This window comes from Alistipes sp. Marseille-P2263, from assembly GCF_018101075.1.
In the GTDB taxonomy this organism is placed as follows: Bacteria; Bacteroidota; Bacteroidia; order Bacteroidales; family Rikenellaceae; genus Alistipes; species Alistipes dispar.
On the sequence record NZ_JAGQEJ010000004.1, the window covers coordinates 121,086 to 136,112 of the forward strand.

A 15,027-nucleotide genomic window follows, 5' to 3' on the forward strand; every position below is an offset into this window, starting at 1 on the left:
CGGTGGCGGTGCGCCCTGCCGGGCCTCTTCTCCGGGCGGGCCGCGTCAAAGGTCGTGCCCGCAGTAGGAGAGGTTGAAACTCTTGTTGCAGATCGGGAAATCGGAGATGCCTTCGCCGCGCACGGCCAGCGCGAGGGCCAGCCAGTTGTGCAGGCTCGGGTCCTTGATGCGGCAGGCCGCGATGCGCCCCGCGGCGTCGGTCACCGCGACGTGGCATGTCTCGCCGCGCCATCCTTCGACCAGTCCGAACGACAGCGCCTCGGGGGCCAGCGGCGCCGTGTAGTCGGGCTGCGGGACGGCCGGAGGCGTCTGCCGCTCCCACGCGTCGAGCAGGCGGTCGATGTAGGCGGCCGATTGCAGCACCTCGCGGCAGCGGACCATCAGGCGGGCCATCACGTCGCCCTGCGTCCTGACGATGGGTTCGTGGCGCAGCGTTTCGGCGTAGATGCCCCACGGGTGCGAGGCGCGGACGTCGCGCGCAAGGCCGCTCGCGCGGGCCGCCTGTCCCACGCCGCCGATGCGCAGCATCTCCTCGCGCGACACGATGCCGCACTGTTCGAAACGGGCCAGCAGCGAGGGCGAGGACTTGATGTCGCGGCGCACCTCGTCGTAGCGGCGGGCGATTTCGCGGACGTTGCGGCGGATCGTGCCGGCCGTCCCGGCGTCGAGCGGATGGTCCGTGCCGCCGGGGCGGACGAGGCCCTTGCCGAAGCGGTTGCCGCACCACGCCTGCGTGGTGTTGATCGTCATGGTGCGCAGCGCCTCGCAGGCCACCTGCCCGAGCTGGTAGCCGACGTCCATGGAGAGCGCCCCCGTGTCGGCGATCTGCATGGCCATCCGTTCGAGTTCGAGGGCGATGCCGCGCTCGGTCTCCAGACGCTCCGGAGCGCGGAATCCCGCGAGGCGTTCGACGGCGGCGGCGAACGCCGAGGCATGGGCCACGGCGCTGTCGCCCGCGACGGTTTCGGCCAGACACGCCTGCCGCAGCCGGTTCTCCGTAGCGGCGAACTCGGCTTCCGCGCCGCGGTGCTGGTAGCCCAGCGCGATTTCGAGGTGGAGGACTTGCTCGCCGTTGCAGATGAAGCGGAAGGCTCCCGGTTCGATGATTCCGGCGTGGATCGGCCCGACGTTCACTTCGTGCAGCGAGCGTCCCTCCATCGTGTAGAAGGGGTAGTTGTCGATCGAGCTGCGGCGGTCGTAGCCGTCGGCGGGGAACCGCAGCGGTTTGGGCCACGGCATGGCGTCGAACCGGATGCCGTAGCGCTCCGCGATGTCGCGTTCGAAGGGGTGCATCTGCGGGTGCAGGGCCGTGAGCGACGGCAGAGCTCCGTCGTCGTAGTACTCCGTGGCGTGCGAGGCGATGAGCACGCGGCTCCGGGCGTCGTCGAGCAGCAGGCAGAAGAAGCGCATCCGGTCGCCCGCGGGAAGGGCGAAATAGTGCGCCACGTGGTACTGCGGCCGGGCGAGGCGCGCGGCCAGCTCGTCGTGGAATTCGGCGTAGGCGACCTCGGGAATCTCGCTCAGCGGGACGTGCAGGGAGCGGTTGTCGGTCGAATACCAGTTCATAGCGATACGATTTGAGCGATCAGACGTTCGAGGAATGCGGGCTGCCACACGCCGACGACGATCGCGGCCAGCAGCAGCGTGAGGGCCGACCACGAGAGTTTGCGGTCGGCTTTCGAGGGGTGCAGCTCGTCCTGGTTGGGCTGGTAGCAGAGCCGGAGCATCCGCACGCAGAAGGAGTAGATGACGATGCAGAGCAGCAGCAGCATGACGCCCACGAGCCACCATTTGCCGGCGGCGATCACCTCGCGGAGGATCGCCAGCTCGGAGACGAAGAGCGGCGAGGGCGGGAAGGCCATCACGACGACCATGCCGGCGAGCAGGCCGACGGCCCCCACGCGGTTGATGTGGATGTAGTCGCCGATGCGGTTGATGCGGTAGCCGTTGTAAACCTGCCGCACGACGGCCATTTGCAGGAAGAGGCTGCTCTTGATGAGCGTGTGGCAGACGACGTGGAACACGGCGGCCCAGACGCCCGCGCCGCCGATGCCCAGTCCGATGGCCGCGATACCCATGTTCTCGACCGTGGAGTAGGAGAGGAAGCGCTTGTAGTTGTTCGTGCGGCGCAGGAAGAGCGCGCCGATCGCGAGCGACAGCACGCCGACGACGAGCAGCACGGAGCGGACCCACGGGAAGACCTCCGTGGCGGCGAGAATCCTATAGACGCGCAGCACGGCCAGGAAGCCGGCATTGACCAGCCCCGTGGAGATGAGCGCCGAGGCGGGCGACGGCGCGGCGAAGTTGGCATCGACGCCCACGGTGTAGAGCGGGAAAAGCTCGACCTTGCAACTGTATCCGCAGAGGATCAGCAGGAAGGCGGTCTTCAGGTAGAGGGCGTTGCCGCCCGCGGCCGCGGCGGCGACCGCTTCGTAGGAAAGCGATTCGCATTTGGTGGCGGCGGCCAGCAGCAGGATGCCCAGATAGGCCATGGCGATGCCCGTCGAGCAGACGAAGACGTATTTCCACGCCGCTTCGAGCGTCTGCGCCGTGCGGCGGTGGTAGATGATGCCTGCCGAGCAGAGCGTCGTGGCTTCGAGGAAGATCCACGTCACGGCCAGGTTCGAGGCGAAATAGGCTCCGGAGATGGCCGTGGTGAGGAGCATCAGGAGCGCCGAGTAGGTGCGCGTCTGCCTCAGGTCGCTGCCGTGCAGGTAGGCTTCGGAGTGGGCGAAGGCGAAGGCCGAGACCACGACGAGCAGGATGTGGAAAAGCGTGCCGGCGGCGTCGAAGGAGAAGACGCCGAGCGAGTCGGTGCCGTAGAGTCCTCCGGCGAAGATGCAGAGGACGAAGACGGCCTGAACGGCGTAGAATGCGGCGCCCGCGGCGGCGATCTGCCGCTCGTTGCGGGCCGCGAAGGCCGCCGAGGCGGCCAGAATGCTTGCGATCAGGTAGAAGAGCATCATGGCGTCAGTCCTTTACGTTGGTGAGCGAGTCGGCGTCGTCGGCGTGCAGCTTGCCGTCGATCTTCGTGAAGAAGATGCCCAGCATGAGCACCGAGATGAGGATGTCGAGCAGGATGGCGAAGTTGATGACCAGCGGCATTTCGACGCCGATGGCCGTCGAGAAGAGGAACACGCCGTTCTCGATGACGAGGAATCCCACCATGTGCGAGAAGATGCGCTGGCGCAGCGTGATGAGGATCAGTCCGCTCAGCAGCGAGTAGAGCGCCACGCCGAAGAAGATCAGATCGACGGCCGAATCGGCGATGTAGTAGGTGATCGAGGCGCTGACGACGAGCGCCGTGAGCGACAGCAGCAGCGCCCCCGACTGCGACGAGCCGGAGCGGCGCACGCGGTTGATCTTCGTGCGGCGGATGACGGCGAAGAGCATCCACGGGACGAGGATGCCCTTGAACAGGAGGGTCTCGACGGCGATGAAGGCCAGTTCGGCGGGGTTGATGGCGTGCAGGCGCACCAGCGCGACGGCGAACAGCAGCCATCCCTGCAGGCCGATGAGCGAAGCGAAGTTGCGGAAACGCTCGGTGATCGGGAGATAGACGAGCGTCACGACGTAGAGTATGACGAGCGGAAGGATCATTGGACGGCGATGTTGAACCGCAGCAGGTAGCCCGTGAAGAAGACCAGGGCGGCCAGCGCGGCGATGGTGAGGATGAAGGTGGTGTTGCGGGCGAGCTTGTTGCGGGCCTGCGTCGATTCGACGACGCCCACCGAGAGACCGGTCAGCAGCACGGCGAGCGGTGCTGCGATCCACCAGCGGGGTGCGGCGACGGCTGCCGCCGCCGCATCGGCGGCGAGCACCGCCAGCGCGGCGGTCTTGAGCCATCCGGCCGCCTTGACGAAGGCCAGATCGACGCCGCAGTAGTCGAGGCACATGACCTCGTGGATCATCGTCAGCTCGAGGTGCGTGCGGGGATCGTCCACCGGGATGCGGCCGCTCTCGGTGAAGACGAGCTTCAGCAGCAGGTAGGCCGCGAGCAGCAGTACGACGGCCTGCTGCGCGTCGCCCGCGGTGTCGCCGGTGAAGAGCGCGGCGAAGGAGGTGTGGCCCGAGAGGAGCGCCAGCGTGCCGAAAACGAGCATCAGCGCCGGTTCGGCGAGCGCGCCGTAGAGCGCTTCGCGGCTGGCTCCCATCCCTTCGAACGAACTGCCGGTGTCCATCGCCGCGAGGATGAGCGCCGTGCGGCCCAGGGCCAGCAGGTAGGCGAAGGCCACCAGGTCGCCGTCGAACGAGAGCAGCGGCGGCAGGTCGCCCACGGGGATGAAGAGCGCGGCCAGCAGCGCCGAGCCCAGGCAGACGGACGGTGCGGCGCGGAAGAGCGGCGACACGGTCGTCGAATAGACGGCTCCCTTGCGGAGCAGCAGGCGGAAGTCGCGGAGGTGCTGCGTGAAGCGGATGCCCCGGCGTCCGGCCAGGCGGGCCCGCGTGCGGTTGATAAGCCCCGGAATCGCAAGGGCCGCGAGCAGCAGGAGCAGCGTGTTGAAAAGGGCCATACGTCAGATCAGATTGAGGACGGACAACAGGAATACCAGCGCCAGGAAGGCCAGCGCGAAGAGGACGTAGTGGTTGATCTTGCCCGTGCGCAGCCGCATGACGCGGGCGTTGATGCGGCGCAGCAGTTCGACCCACCAGGCCGAGAAGAGCCGTCCGATGCGGTCGCGGTGGCCGACGTCGAAGGAGTGCGCGCCGGGGAAGATTTCGCTCTTCGGCACGGGGGAGCCTTCGCCGCTGTTCTGCGTCAGGGAGGTGGCGATGGACTGCAACCCTTCGGAGAAGGATTCGCCCGTGTACTGCATCTTCACGTTGGGCGAGGTGAAGCCGCAACCCCACGTGGGGCCGCGGGCGATGCGGCGGCCGCGGAGCAGGCGGCGCCGGAGCCAGAGCAGCAGCGCCACGACGGCGGCCAGCAGCCAGGCCGTGCGTCCGGCGGCGGCCAGCGAGGGCGACAGGAGCCAGTCGGCGGCGTCGGCCGGAGTGCGGAGGAAAAAGTCCGCGGCGCGCGTCACGGCGGCCACGGCCGCGCGGGGGAACAGCCCGACGAAGAGGATGCCCGCCAGCGGCAGCGCCATGGCGGCGATGCGGTGGTTGTCGGCCTCGGAGGCTTCGGCCACCTCGTGCGTGCGGGGCGAGCCGAGGAACACCGTGCCGTAGAGCTTGGTGAAGGCCAGCACCACCACGCCGCCGATGAGGGCCAGCGCTGTCAGCGCGGCCGCCGAGGCGAGGGTGTCGCTGCCCGAGGCGATGCCGTCGAACAGTCCGAGGTAGATGAGCAGCTCCGAGACGAAGCCGTTCAGGGGCGGCAGGGCGCAGATGGCCGCCGTGCCGGCGAGGAAGAGCAGCGCCGTCAGGGGCATGTGGCGGCCCAGTCCGCCGAGGCTGTCGAGCGAGGTGGTGTGCGTCGCCGAGAGGATGTTGCCCGCGCCGAAGAAGAGGAGCGGCTTGAAAAACGAGTGGTTGGCCGTGTGGAGCAGCGCCCCGGCGATGCCCGCCAGCGCGACGAACTGGTTGCCCGAGGCCTTGCCCAGCGCGGCGATGCCGATGCCGATGAGGATGACGCCGACGTTCTCGATCGAGGAGTAGGCCAGCAGGCGTTTCACGTCGTTCTGCGCCGCGGCCAGCACGACGCCCCAGAGTCCGGTGAGGATGCCGGCGGCGAGCAGGATGTATCCCGCGGTGCGCAGCGCGGGCAACTCGCCCAGCGCGGCCGTCGTGCGGAGGATGCCATAGACGCCCGTCTTGATCATCACGCCCGACATCAGCGCCGAAACGTGCGACGGGGCGGCGGGATGCGCCTCCGGCAGCCAGACGTGCATCGGGAAGAGCCCCGCCTTCATGCCGAAGCCGGCGAGGAAGACGGCGAACAGCGGCAGCGCGGGCTGCGTGCGGAAGTATTCGGCCAGCGCGCCGAACGCGGCCGAGCCGGTGACGGCTTCGAGGCGTACGAATCCCACGACGAGCAGCACGAAGCCTATGTGCATCATGATAAGGTAGGAGAGCGCAGCGCGGCGCACCTCGCGGCGTTCGGCGTCGAAAAGGATCAGCAGGAACGAGGCCACGGTCATCAGCTCCCAGAAGAAGAGGAACGAGTAGCCGCCGTCGGAGAGCACGACGCCCAGCATGGCGTAGAACAGCACGACGAGCGCCGTGTAGTGCAGCGAGATGTGGGCCGGGGACTTGAGCGGAAGGTAGCGGGCGAGGTATCCGCGCGAATAGGCCGTCGCGGCCAGCGAACCGACGGAGACGATCAGCACGAAGAGTGCCGACAGGGAGTCCATCGAACCCGAATCGCCGCCGAAGAGCGTGCCTGGGAGCAGCCACAGCAGCCGCTCCGGGACTCCGGCGAGCGTGGCGACGGCCTGCGTGCAGCCCCACAGGGCGCCGGCGCCGACGATCGCCAGCGCGGCCGGCGCCTTGTAGCGCAGCGGCGCGGCGAACAGGATGGCCGTTACGGTCGCCAGCGCGAGTAGTGTGCAGAGAAAAAACATATCGGAAGATTAATTCGTCTGTTTCGGTCCGTTCGCGACGGAGACCATCACGACGGCTGTCAGGGCGGCCGTCTCGGTGCGCAGCCGCTGGTCGCCGAGGGTGATCTCGCGGAATCCGTGGGCCAGGGCGAAGTCGATCTCCGCGGGCGAGAAGTCCCCTTCGGGGCCGATGAATATCTCGACAGGCGTTCCGGCCTGCACCGCCTGCGGCAGGTACGCCTTGCCTTCGGGAGCATGCGCCGCGCCGCAGTGGGCGATGAAGCGCTGTCCGGGGAAGGGGCGCAGCACCTCCTCGCGGAAGGGCGTGAGCTCCCGCAGTTCGGGCCGGTAGGCCTTGAGCGACTGCTTCATCGCCGCCGTTATGACCTTCCCGCCCCGTTCGGTCCTGAATATCCGGCGCTCGCTGTGTTCGGTGCCGAGCGGTACGATCGCGTCGATGCCCACCTCCGTGGCCTTTTCGAGAAACCATTCGAAGCGCTCGGTGTTCTTGGTCGGCGCGACGGCCATCGTCAGCGAGTAGGGCAGTTTCCCGAACCCGGACTGCACGTCGTCGATCCGCACGGTACAATGTTTGGGGGCGTCGTCCGTGATGCAACAGCGGTAGAGGTTGCCCCGGCCGTCGGTGAGGTGGAGCGTGTCGCCCCGGCCGAGCCGGAGGACGCGCACGCAGTGCTTCGACTCCTCCTCGCCCAGCGTATGGCGGGGAGGTGCGGCGTCGGGGTCGTAAAAAAGTTGCATACCTGTTATAATTTACTAACTTTGCAACGGCTTCCCGGGGGCATGACGCGCCGTGCGGGAAATCCCGAGCCGCAAAGTTACACAAATAAGCCGACAGATGAAACCTATCGCTGGATTATTGACACTTTTTCTGGTTATGGCCTGCGTATCCTGCAAATCCGAAAAGACGGAGGGGGAGAACCCCTTTTTCTCCGCCTGGGAGACGCCCTACGGCGTGCCTCCCTTCGATAAGATCCGTGCCGAACACTTCCTGCCCGCCCTCGAGCGGGGCATGTCGCTGCACGATGCCGAGATCGACGCCATCGCGTCGAACAACGACGACCCGACGTTCGGGAACGTCATCGAAGCGTACGACGCCGCGGGAGGGATGCTCGCCCGGACGGAGCTGGTTTTCGGTATGCTCTGCGCTGCGGAGAACACCCCCGAGCTGCAGGCCCTACAGGAGCGGGTGATGCCGCTGCTGGCGGCGCATTACGACCGGATTCTGCTCGACGAACGGCTTTTCGCCCGCGTGAAGGAGCTGTACGACCGGCGCGGGGCGCTGGATCTGGACGACGTGCAGCTGCGCCTGCTGGAGAAGACCTACCGGCGCTTCGTGCGCGCCGGGGCGCTGCTCGACGCCGGGCGGAAGGCCCGCCTGAAGGAGATCAACGGCGAGCTGGCGCTCGCTGCGGTGAAGTTCGGCAACAACCTGCTCGCCGAGAACAACCGCTTCGAGATGGAGCTCACGGCCGACGAGATGGCCGGTCTGCCCTCCGACGTGCAGGAGCTCGCGCGCGAGAAGGCCCGCGAGCGGGGAAAAAAGAAGGACACGGGCATCTTCACGCTCCACAAACCTAGCCTCATCCCGTTCCTCACCTATTCGTCCGACCGGGGGCTGCGCGAGCGGATCTACAAGGCCTACCTGAACCGCGGAAATAACGGCGACGAGTACGACAACAAACAGCTGATCAACGACTTCATCCGCCTGCGCACGGAGAAGGCGCACCTGCTGGGCTACCCTTCCTATGCGGCCTATGTCGTGGACGACGAGATGGCCGGTACGACCGACGCGGTCTATGAGCTGCTCGAAGGCGTCTGGACTCCGGCGCTGGAACGGGCGAAAGGCGAGCTGAGCGAGCTGGAGGAGCTGTTCCGCAAGGACGTGCCCGAAGGGGAGTTCGCCTCGTGGGACTGGTGGTACTACGCCGAGAAGCTCCGCCGCCAGAAGTATTCGCTCGACGAGGCGATGCTGCGTCCCTACTTCTCGCTGGAGAACGTCCGGAGCGGCGTCTTCTTCCTGGCCAACAGGCTGTACGGCATTACCTTCCGGCCCGTCATCGTGCCGGTCTATCATCCCGACGTGACGGCCTACGAGGTGCTCGATGCCGACGAGACGCACCTCGGCGTGCTCTATTTCGATTTCTTCCCGCGCGAGGGCAAGAGCCAGGGTGCGTGGTGCGGCAACTACGTGGAGCAGACCTACGACGCCGAAGGGAGGCGCGTGGCGCCCGTGGTGTCGATCGTCTGCAACTTCACGCGGCCGGTGGGCAGCTCGCCGTCGCTGCTGACGCTCGACGAGGCGGAGACGCTCTTCCACGAATTCGGCCATGCGCTGCATTTCCTCTTCCACGACGTGAAGTACCGCGGCCTCTCGGAGGTCGAGGGCGATTTCGTGGAGCTGCCTTCGCAACTGATGGAGAACTGGGCCTTCGATCCCGAAGTGCTGCGGCAGTACGCCGTGCACTACCGCACGGGCGACGTCATCCCGCAGGCGATGATCGACAAGATCCGTCGCAGCGAGCTGTTCAACCAGGGATTCATGACCACCGAGCAGACCGCCGCCGCGCTCTCCGACATGGACATCCATTCGGTCCGGGAGTACGAGCCGTTCGATCCCGTGGCCTTCGAGCGGCAGGCGCTGACCGAGAAGCGGGGGCTGATTCCGCAGATCGAGCCGCGCTATCGTTACCCCTATTTCAGCCACATCTTCGACGGCGGCTACTCGGCCGGGTACTATTTCTATACGTGGGCCGAGGTGCTGGACAAGGACGCCTTCGAGGCGTTCCGCGAGAGCGGCGACCTGTTCGACCGGCGCATCGCCGCCGATTTCCGCCGCAAGGTGCTCGCCCGCGGCGGCGAGCAGGACGGCATGAGCCTCTACCGCGCCTTTCGCGGCAAGGACCCCGACAAGCGGGCGATGCTGCGCAGCCGGGGTCTCTGGAACGGCCCCGACCCGGCGGATTCGCTGGCCGCGGCGGAAAGTCCCGCGCCGGTATCCGGCACGGTTCCGGCAGCCGCCGTGCCGGAACGTGCGGATGCGGGGACGCTCTCTCCTGCGGCCCTCTCCGGCAAGACGCCTCTGAAGGCCGCCGCGGTGCGGACCGGCGCGCAGCCCCTCCGTGCGGAGGAGGCTGCGGACAAGCGTGCGGACGGGGCGGCGGAAAGTCCCCGCACCGTCCGGGAATGACGGCCCGGCTCCGATTTCGCGACCCGTTGAAGAAACCTTCTTATTTATTTGAGGATACGATGAAAAAAGCCCTGTTGATTATGACCCTTTCGACACTTGCGGCCGGATGCGCCGACAATTCGATTCCCCGGGCCGATCTGCCCGAACTGGACACCTCGAATCCGCTGCTGGCGGAGTGGAAGACGCCCCATGCCACACCGCCGTTCGACCGGATCGAACCGGCGGACTACGAACCGGCGTTCGATGCCGCGATCGCCTGCTCGCGCGCCGAGATCGAGGCGATCGTGAAGAACCCGAAGAAGCCGACCTTCGGCAATACGATCGTGGCGCTGGAGCGCCAGGGCGAGCTGCTGAACCGGATATCGGGCGTCTTCTTCAACCTGCTGAGCGCCGACACGTCGGAGGAGATGCAGCAGATCGCCATGCGCGTCCAGCCCCGCCTGACGGAGCTGTCCAACGACATTTCGCTCGATCCCGAACTGTTCGCGCGCGTGAAGGCCGTCTATGAGCATCCCGGACGGGGCCTTTCGGCCGAGGACAGACGTCTGCTGGAGAAGACCTACAAGAGCTTCGCCCGCAACGGCGCGGCGCTGTCGGACGCCGACAAGGAGCTCTACCGGCAGTACACCACCGAACTGTCGGCCCTTTCGCTGGAGTTCGACCGCAATTCGCTGGCCGCGACCAACGCCTTCACGCTCAACATCACCGATCCGGCGACGGTCTCCGAACTGCCGGAATTCGTCCGCGAAGGGATGGCCGCCGAGGCCCGTTCGCGCGGGGAGAAGGGGTGGACCGTGACGTTGCAGTACCCCAGCTACCTGCCCTTCATGACCTACTCCTCGAACCGCGCGCTCAAGGAGAAGCTGTGGCGGGCGAACGGTTCGTGCGCGCTGGGCGGCGAGTTCGACAACACGGAGATCGTCAAGCGGATCGCCAATACGCGCCTCCGGCTGGCCAACCTGCTGGGCTATGAATGCTATGCGGACTATGTGCTCGAGGAGCGCATGGCCAAGAACACGCCGACCGTCCGTGCGTTCCTCGGGGAGCTGCTCGACGAGACGAAGCGGTATGCCGACGCCGATTACCGCACGATCGCCGGCTATGCCGCCTCGCAGGGTTTCGAAGGGACGCTGATGCCGTGGGACTGGGCCTATTACAGCGAGAAATACAAGCGCGAGAAGTATGCGCTCGACGCCGAGACGGTCAAGCCCTATTTCGAGCTGGAGCGGGTCAAAAAGGGTGTCTTCCTGCTGGCCGAAAAGCTCTACGGACTGCATTTCACCCCCAATCCGGCCGTGGCCGTCTATCATCCCGACGTGACGGCCTACGACGTGACGGACGCCGAGGGGCGTTTCATGGCCGTCCTCTACCTCGACTTCTTCCCCCGCGCGTCGAAAAACTCGGGGGCGTGGATGACCGAATTCCGCGGTACGAAGTGCGTGGACGGGAAGGAGACCCGCCCGCTGGTGTCGCTGGTGATGAACTTCACGAAGCCCACCGAAAAGTCGCCCTCGCTGCTGACCTTCGACGAGGTGGAGACCTTCCTCCATGAATTCGGGCATTCGCTCCACGGCATGCTGGGCGAGGGCTCCTACGAGTCGCTGACCGGCACGAACGTCTCGCGCGACTTCGTGGAGCTGCCGTCGCAGATCATGGAGAACTGGGCCACGCAGAAGGAGTTCCTCGACCTCTGGGCCGGGCACTACGAGACGGGGGAGAAGATTCCCGCGCAGATCGTGGAGCGCATCGTCGCGGCGCAGAACTACCTGGCGGCCTATGCCAACGTGCGGCAACTGTCGTTCGGCCTGACCGACATGGCGTGGCATACGCTCACCGAGCCGTTCGAGGGCGACGTGGAGGCCTTCGAGCGCGAGGCGATGGCTCCGGCGCAGGTGCTGCCCGCGGTCGAGGGTACGGCCATGTCGCCGGCCTTCGGGCATATCTTCGCCGGAGGGTACGCCTCGGGGTACTACGGTTACAAGTGGGCCGAGGTGCTGGAGGCCGATGCCTTCTCGCTCTTCGAGGAGAAGGGCATCTTCAGCCCCGAGGTCGCCGCGTCGTTCCGCGACAACATCCTTTCGAAGGGCGGTACGGAAGATCCGATGGAGCTTTACGTGCGTTTCCGCGGCCACAAGCCCGAGACGAAGGCGCTGATCGAGAAGATGCAGCTCGGAAAATAGGACGTAACGACGTCCGTTAGGAATGGAGAACCGCGGTCACGACGACCGCGGCTTTCTCGGTTTTCGGCGGGAGTATTCCGTAAGGACGGATTCGAGGTCGAAAGCGACAGGGCCGTTGTCCGTAGCGGATTTATTTTTTATTTTTGTAAACCGGAGACGTTAAACCCGAAAAAATGCCAGTGAACGCTTTGAATGCGGCGCTGATCGGCGCTGTTCTCGAAAATACGCCCAAAAATTCCAACCCGGCCGCTACGGTGGCCGAAATCCTCAACATAGGCCGCGAGGCCGCCTACCGCCGGATGCGCGGGGAGGTGCCCTTCACGTTCGGCGAAGCGGCGCTCGTCGCCGCGCGGCTCAGTTTCTCGCTCGACCGCATCATGGGGACGGACGATCCGGACTGCGTGCTTTTCCGCCTCGACTTTTCCGACGGCCAGACGCTGCTCGAGGACTATCCCGGCAAGGTGGAGTCCTGGATCGGTAAGATGGAGGAGATCGCTTCGGACGAGCAGTCGGAGTTTTCGCTTGCCGGGAGTTCGCTGCCGGCAGCGCTGTATCTCGGCTACGAACGACTCGTGCGGTTCCGGTTCTTCAAATGTTTTTTCCAGCACGGGATGCTCGACGGAGCGAACAACCGTTTCGATGATATGCAGTTGCCTCCGCACGTGTTCGATCTCAGCCGGCGGCTCCGGCAGGCGGTGCGGCAGATCGACACGACCTACTATGTCCTGGACCACAGTTGTTTCAAACATTGGGTCAATGCGATCCGGTCGTTCCGCGCCATGCGTCTGATTTCGGAGGGGTGTGTCCGGGAGCTCAGGGAGGAGCTGCTGCGGATGCTCGACGAACTGGAGGAGATCGCCCTCACGGGCCGGTTCCCGGACGGACGGCGGGTGTTCCTTTACATATCGGACGTCGATCTGGAGGGGACGTACAGCTATTTCGTCTCGCAGGCGGTGCAGAGCAGCGGGATGGCGGTCTTTTCGGTCAATTCGCTGCGGACCTCCGATCCGGACATGTTCGCACGTATCAAACAGTGGGTACTGGCCATGCGGCGCCTTTCGACGCTCGTCTCACGGAGCGGGGAGTTGCAGCGGCTCCGCTTCTTCAAGGAGCAGCGCGCCGTGGTGTCGGAACTGGATGCGGAATAGGAAAGGGAGGGCCTGTAAGCCCTCCCCCGAAGTCGGTTCTGTGAAAAACGTTGTTGCGTCACCGTTGTCAAACCTCGTCCTTCGAATCCTCTCCCGGGGATTCTCCATCCGTGCGTTGCCGTTGCGAAGCTTCGCGCGTTACACAAAAAGTTTTTGAAACTGTTGAATTCTTCTTGTTTTGTGTATTACAAATATAGCGGGAATTTTCGTTCGGCGCAAGACGGAAATCGCAAAAGACATGGCGGAAAGGGTCCTGTTTTTGACACGATCGGAGCGGCTTCGTGCGATTTTCGCAAATCGGGGCTGCCGGCCGTGCCGTTTTGCGATTATCGTGTCGTCCGTCCGGCGGCGTTGCGGAAATCGTGCCGGCGGACGGATGTGCGGGATGCGGGCGGAGTGAAAAACGAAAATCCGCAACCTTGAAAGGTCGCGGATTTCGAGTTGAGCTACCTGGATTCGAACCAAGAATAACAGGACCAGAATCTGTTGTGTTACCATTACACCATAGCTCAATGACGTTTTGGTGATGCAAAAGTAGAACTTTATTTCGCAATTTCAAAGAAAATTCCGAAAAAAAATTCGTACATTTGTTTTCACCGCTCCGGCGGAAATGAACGGATAGAATAAATTCAGCCTAAAATCAGCCTGTTATGGGAATCAAGCTGCGTCTCGTCGTCATGAACTTTCTCCAATATGCGATCTGGGGCGCCTATCTGACCTCGATGGGGTCGTATCTGGTCGGCGTCGGCCTGGCGTCGCATATCGGCATCTTCTATGCCATGCAGGGCATCGTGTCGCTCTTCATGCCGGCGGTGATCGGCATCGTCGCCGACCGCTGGGTTCCGGCGCAGCGGTTGCTGGGCGTCTGCCACCTGCTGGCGGCCCTCTTCATGGGCGCGGCCGGATATTACGCCTTCTCGTCGGGCGCGGAGGTGTCGTTCGGGGTGCTGTTCACGCTCTATTCGCTGAGCGTGGCGTTCTACATGCCGACCATCGCGCTCTCGAACTCGGTGGCCTACTGCGTGCTCGAAGGGGCCGGGCTGGACACGGTCAAATCCTTTCCGCCGATCCGCGTGTGGGGCACGGTGGGTTTCATCTGCTCGATGCTCGTGTGCGATGCTGCCGGATTCCAGACGACCTGCATGCAGTTCGTCCAGTGCGCCGTGCTGGGGCTTGCGCTGGGTCTCTACGCCATGACGCTGCCCGGATGCCCCGTCAGCCGTGCGGGGAACAAGAAGAGTCTGGTCGAGGCGCTCGGACTGCGCGCCTTCACGCTGTTCAGACAGAGGCGCATGGCGCTCTTCTTCGTCTTCTCGATGCTGCTGGGCGTCTCGCTGCAAATCACCAACGGGTTCGCCAACCCGTTCATCACCAGCTTCCGCGACATTCCGCAGTACGCCTCGACCTTCGGCGCCAACCACGCCAACGCGCTCATTTCGCTGTCGCAGGTCTCCGAGACGCTCTGCATCCTGCTCATTCCCTTCTTCCTGAAGCGTTTCGGAATCAAGAACGTGATGCTGATGGCCATGTTCGCCTGGGTGCTGCGCTTCGGGTTGTTCGGACTGGGGAATCCCGGGTCGGGCGTGTGGATGTTCGTGCTGTCGATGATCGTCTATGGCGTGGCATTCGACTTCTTCAATATCTCGGGATCGCTCTTCGTCAATAAGGAGACCGACGTGGCGATCCGCTCTTCGGCGCAGGGCCTGTTCATGATCATGACCAACGGCGTCGGGGCGACGATCGGAACGCTCGGGGCGCAGGCCGTCGTCAATCGCTGCGTCTATTCGCAGTCCACGCCCGAGGCGATGGTGGGGGGATGGTCCGAATCGTGGCTGATCTTCGCCGGGTATGCGCTCGTCGTGACCCTTGTCTTCGCGCTGGTTTTCAGATACAGGCACGATCCGGCGGCGTTGGCCGGAGAGAGCCGCTGATTGCCGGGGAGGGGCGGCCGGATGGCGGCCGCTTCTTTCCGGGCATTTTCTTGTCGCATCGCCCCTGCCGCTTTC

11 protein-coding genes and 1 tRNA gene are annotated in these 15,027 nt (G+C 64.9%); 5 read left to right on the top strand and 7 right to left on the bottom strand.

Features of this window, described 5'->3' with window-relative positions; translation table 11 throughout:
• Window positions 1-45: 45 nt before the first annotated feature.
• The 6 genes from KB554_RS06380 to KB554_RS06405 are packed head-to-tail and all read right to left on the bottom strand — an operon-like array spanning window position 46 to window position 7,244.
• Complete coding sequence (locus tag KB554_RS06380) at window positions 46-1,566, bottom strand: NADH-quinone oxidoreductase subunit C (RefSeq protein ID WP_211035253.1); 1,521 nt, start codon at window positions 1,564-1,566, stop codon at window positions 46-48.
• A complete protein-coding gene (locus KB554_RS06385; RefSeq protein ID WP_232522922.1) occupies window positions 1,563-2,966 on the bottom strand; it encodes a proton-conducting transporter membrane subunit in 1,404 nt (467 codons plus the stop codon). Before KB554_RS06385 ends, KB554_RS06380 begins: the two co-directional genes overlap by 4 nt.
• 4 nt (window positions 2,967-2,970) lie before the next feature.
• A complete protein-coding gene (locus tag KB554_RS06390; RefSeq protein WP_141427862.1) occupies window positions 2,971-3,600 on the bottom strand; it encodes a hypothetical protein in 630 nt (209 codons plus the stop codon).
• Complete coding sequence (locus KB554_RS06395; protein ID WP_141427861.1) at window positions 3,597-4,514, bottom strand: NADH-quinone oxidoreductase subunit H; 918 nt, start codon at window positions 4,512-4,514, stop codon at window positions 3,597-3,599. Before KB554_RS06395 ends, KB554_RS06390 begins: the two co-directional genes overlap by 4 nt.
• A gap of 3 nt (window positions 4,515-4,517) precedes the next feature.
• The gene (locus tag KB554_RS06400) at window positions 4,518-6,506 is read right to left on the bottom strand and encodes a proton-conducting transporter membrane subunit (protein WP_211035254.1); all 1,989 of its coding nucleotides are present in this window, start codon (window positions 6,504-6,506) and stop codon (window positions 4,518-4,520) included.
• A 9-nt stretch (window positions 6,507-6,515) separates the two neighbouring features.
• A complete protein-coding gene (locus KB554_RS06405) occupies window positions 6,516-7,244 on the bottom strand; it encodes an RsmE family RNA methyltransferase (RefSeq protein WP_211035255.1) in 729 nt (242 codons plus the stop codon).
• Window positions 7,245-7,341: 97 nt separating this feature from the next.
• On the opposite strand from KB554_RS06405, the gene KB554_RS06410 reads away from it, so the two are divergent.
• The 4 genes from KB554_RS06410 to KB554_RS06425 all read left to right on the top strand — a co-directional run bounded on the left by KB554_RS06410 (window position 7,342) and on the right by KB554_RS06425 (window position 13,444).
• Entirely contained in the window at window positions 7,342-9,693 is a 2,352-nt protein-coding gene (locus KB554_RS06410) for a M3 family metallopeptidase (RefSeq protein ID WP_242116313.1), read from the top strand.
• 59 nt (window positions 9,694-9,752) lie between these two features.
• Entirely contained in the window at window positions 9,753-11,873 is a 2,121-nt protein-coding gene (locus KB554_RS06415) for a M3 family metallopeptidase (protein ID WP_211035256.1), read from the top strand.
• Window positions 11,874-12,052: 179 nt separating this feature from the next.
• Window positions 12,053-13,021 carry a hypothetical protein gene (locus KB554_RS06420; RefSeq protein WP_211035257.1) on the top strand — a complete coding sequence of 323 codons (969 nt, stop codon included), beginning with the start codon at window positions 12,053-12,055 and terminating at the stop codon, window positions 13,019-13,021.
• Window positions 13,022-13,174: 153 nt separating this feature from the next.
• The gene (locus tag KB554_RS06425) at window positions 13,175-13,444 is read left to right on the top strand and encodes a hypothetical protein (protein WP_211035258.1); all 270 of its coding nucleotides are present in this window, start codon (window positions 13,175-13,177) and stop codon (window positions 13,442-13,444) included.
• An 18-nt stretch (window positions 13,445-13,462) separates the two neighbouring features.
• Here KB554_RS06425 and KB554_RS06430 read toward each other — a convergent pair.
• A tRNA-Gln gene (locus tag KB554_RS06430) sits at window positions 13,463-13,533 on the bottom strand.
• Between the two features lie 138 nt (window positions 13,534-13,671).
• Here KB554_RS06430 and KB554_RS06435 point away from each other — a divergent pair.
• Window positions 13,672-14,952, top strand: a complete 1,281-nt coding sequence (locus KB554_RS06435; protein WP_141427856.1) for an MFS transporter — start codon at window positions 13,672-13,674, stop codon at window positions 14,950-14,952.
• The last annotated feature ends 75 nt before the right edge of the window (window positions 14,953-15,027 follow it).

Bases quoted from the DNA above. Each gene is read 5' to 3' on its own strand.
- KB554_RS06380 (WP_211035253.1), bottom strand. From the start codon at position 1,566: ATGAACTGGTATTCGACCGACAACCGCTCCCTGCACGTCCCGCTGAGC.
- KB554_RS06385 (WP_232522922.1), bottom strand. From the start codon at position 2,966: ATGATGCTCTTCTACCTGATCGCAAGCATTCTGGCCGCCTCGGCGGCC.
- KB554_RS06390 (WP_141427862.1), bottom strand. From the start codon at position 3,600: ATGATCCTTCCGCTCGTCATACTCTACGTCGTGACGCTCGTCTATCTC.
- KB554_RS06395 (WP_141427861.1), bottom strand. From the start codon at position 4,514: ATGGCCCTTTTCAACACGCTGCTCCTGCTGCTCGCGGCCCTTGCGATT.
- KB554_RS06400 (WP_211035254.1), bottom strand. From the start codon at position 6,506: ATGTTTTTTCTCTGCACACTACTCGCGCTGGCGACCGTAACGGCCATC.
- KB554_RS06405 (WP_211035255.1), bottom strand. From the start codon at position 7,244: ATGCAACTTTTTTACGACCCCGACGCCGCACCTCCCCGCCATACGCTG.
- KB554_RS06410 (WP_242116313.1), top strand. From the start codon at position 7,342: ATGAAACCTATCGCTGGATTATTGACACTTTTTCTGGTTATGGCCTGC.
- KB554_RS06415 (WP_211035256.1), top strand. From the start codon at position 9,753: ATGAAAAAAGCCCTGTTGATTATGACCCTTTCGACACTTGCGGCCGGA.
- KB554_RS06435 (WP_141427856.1), top strand. From the start codon at position 13,672: ATGGGAATCAAGCTGCGTCTCGTCGTCATGAACTTTCTCCAATATGCG.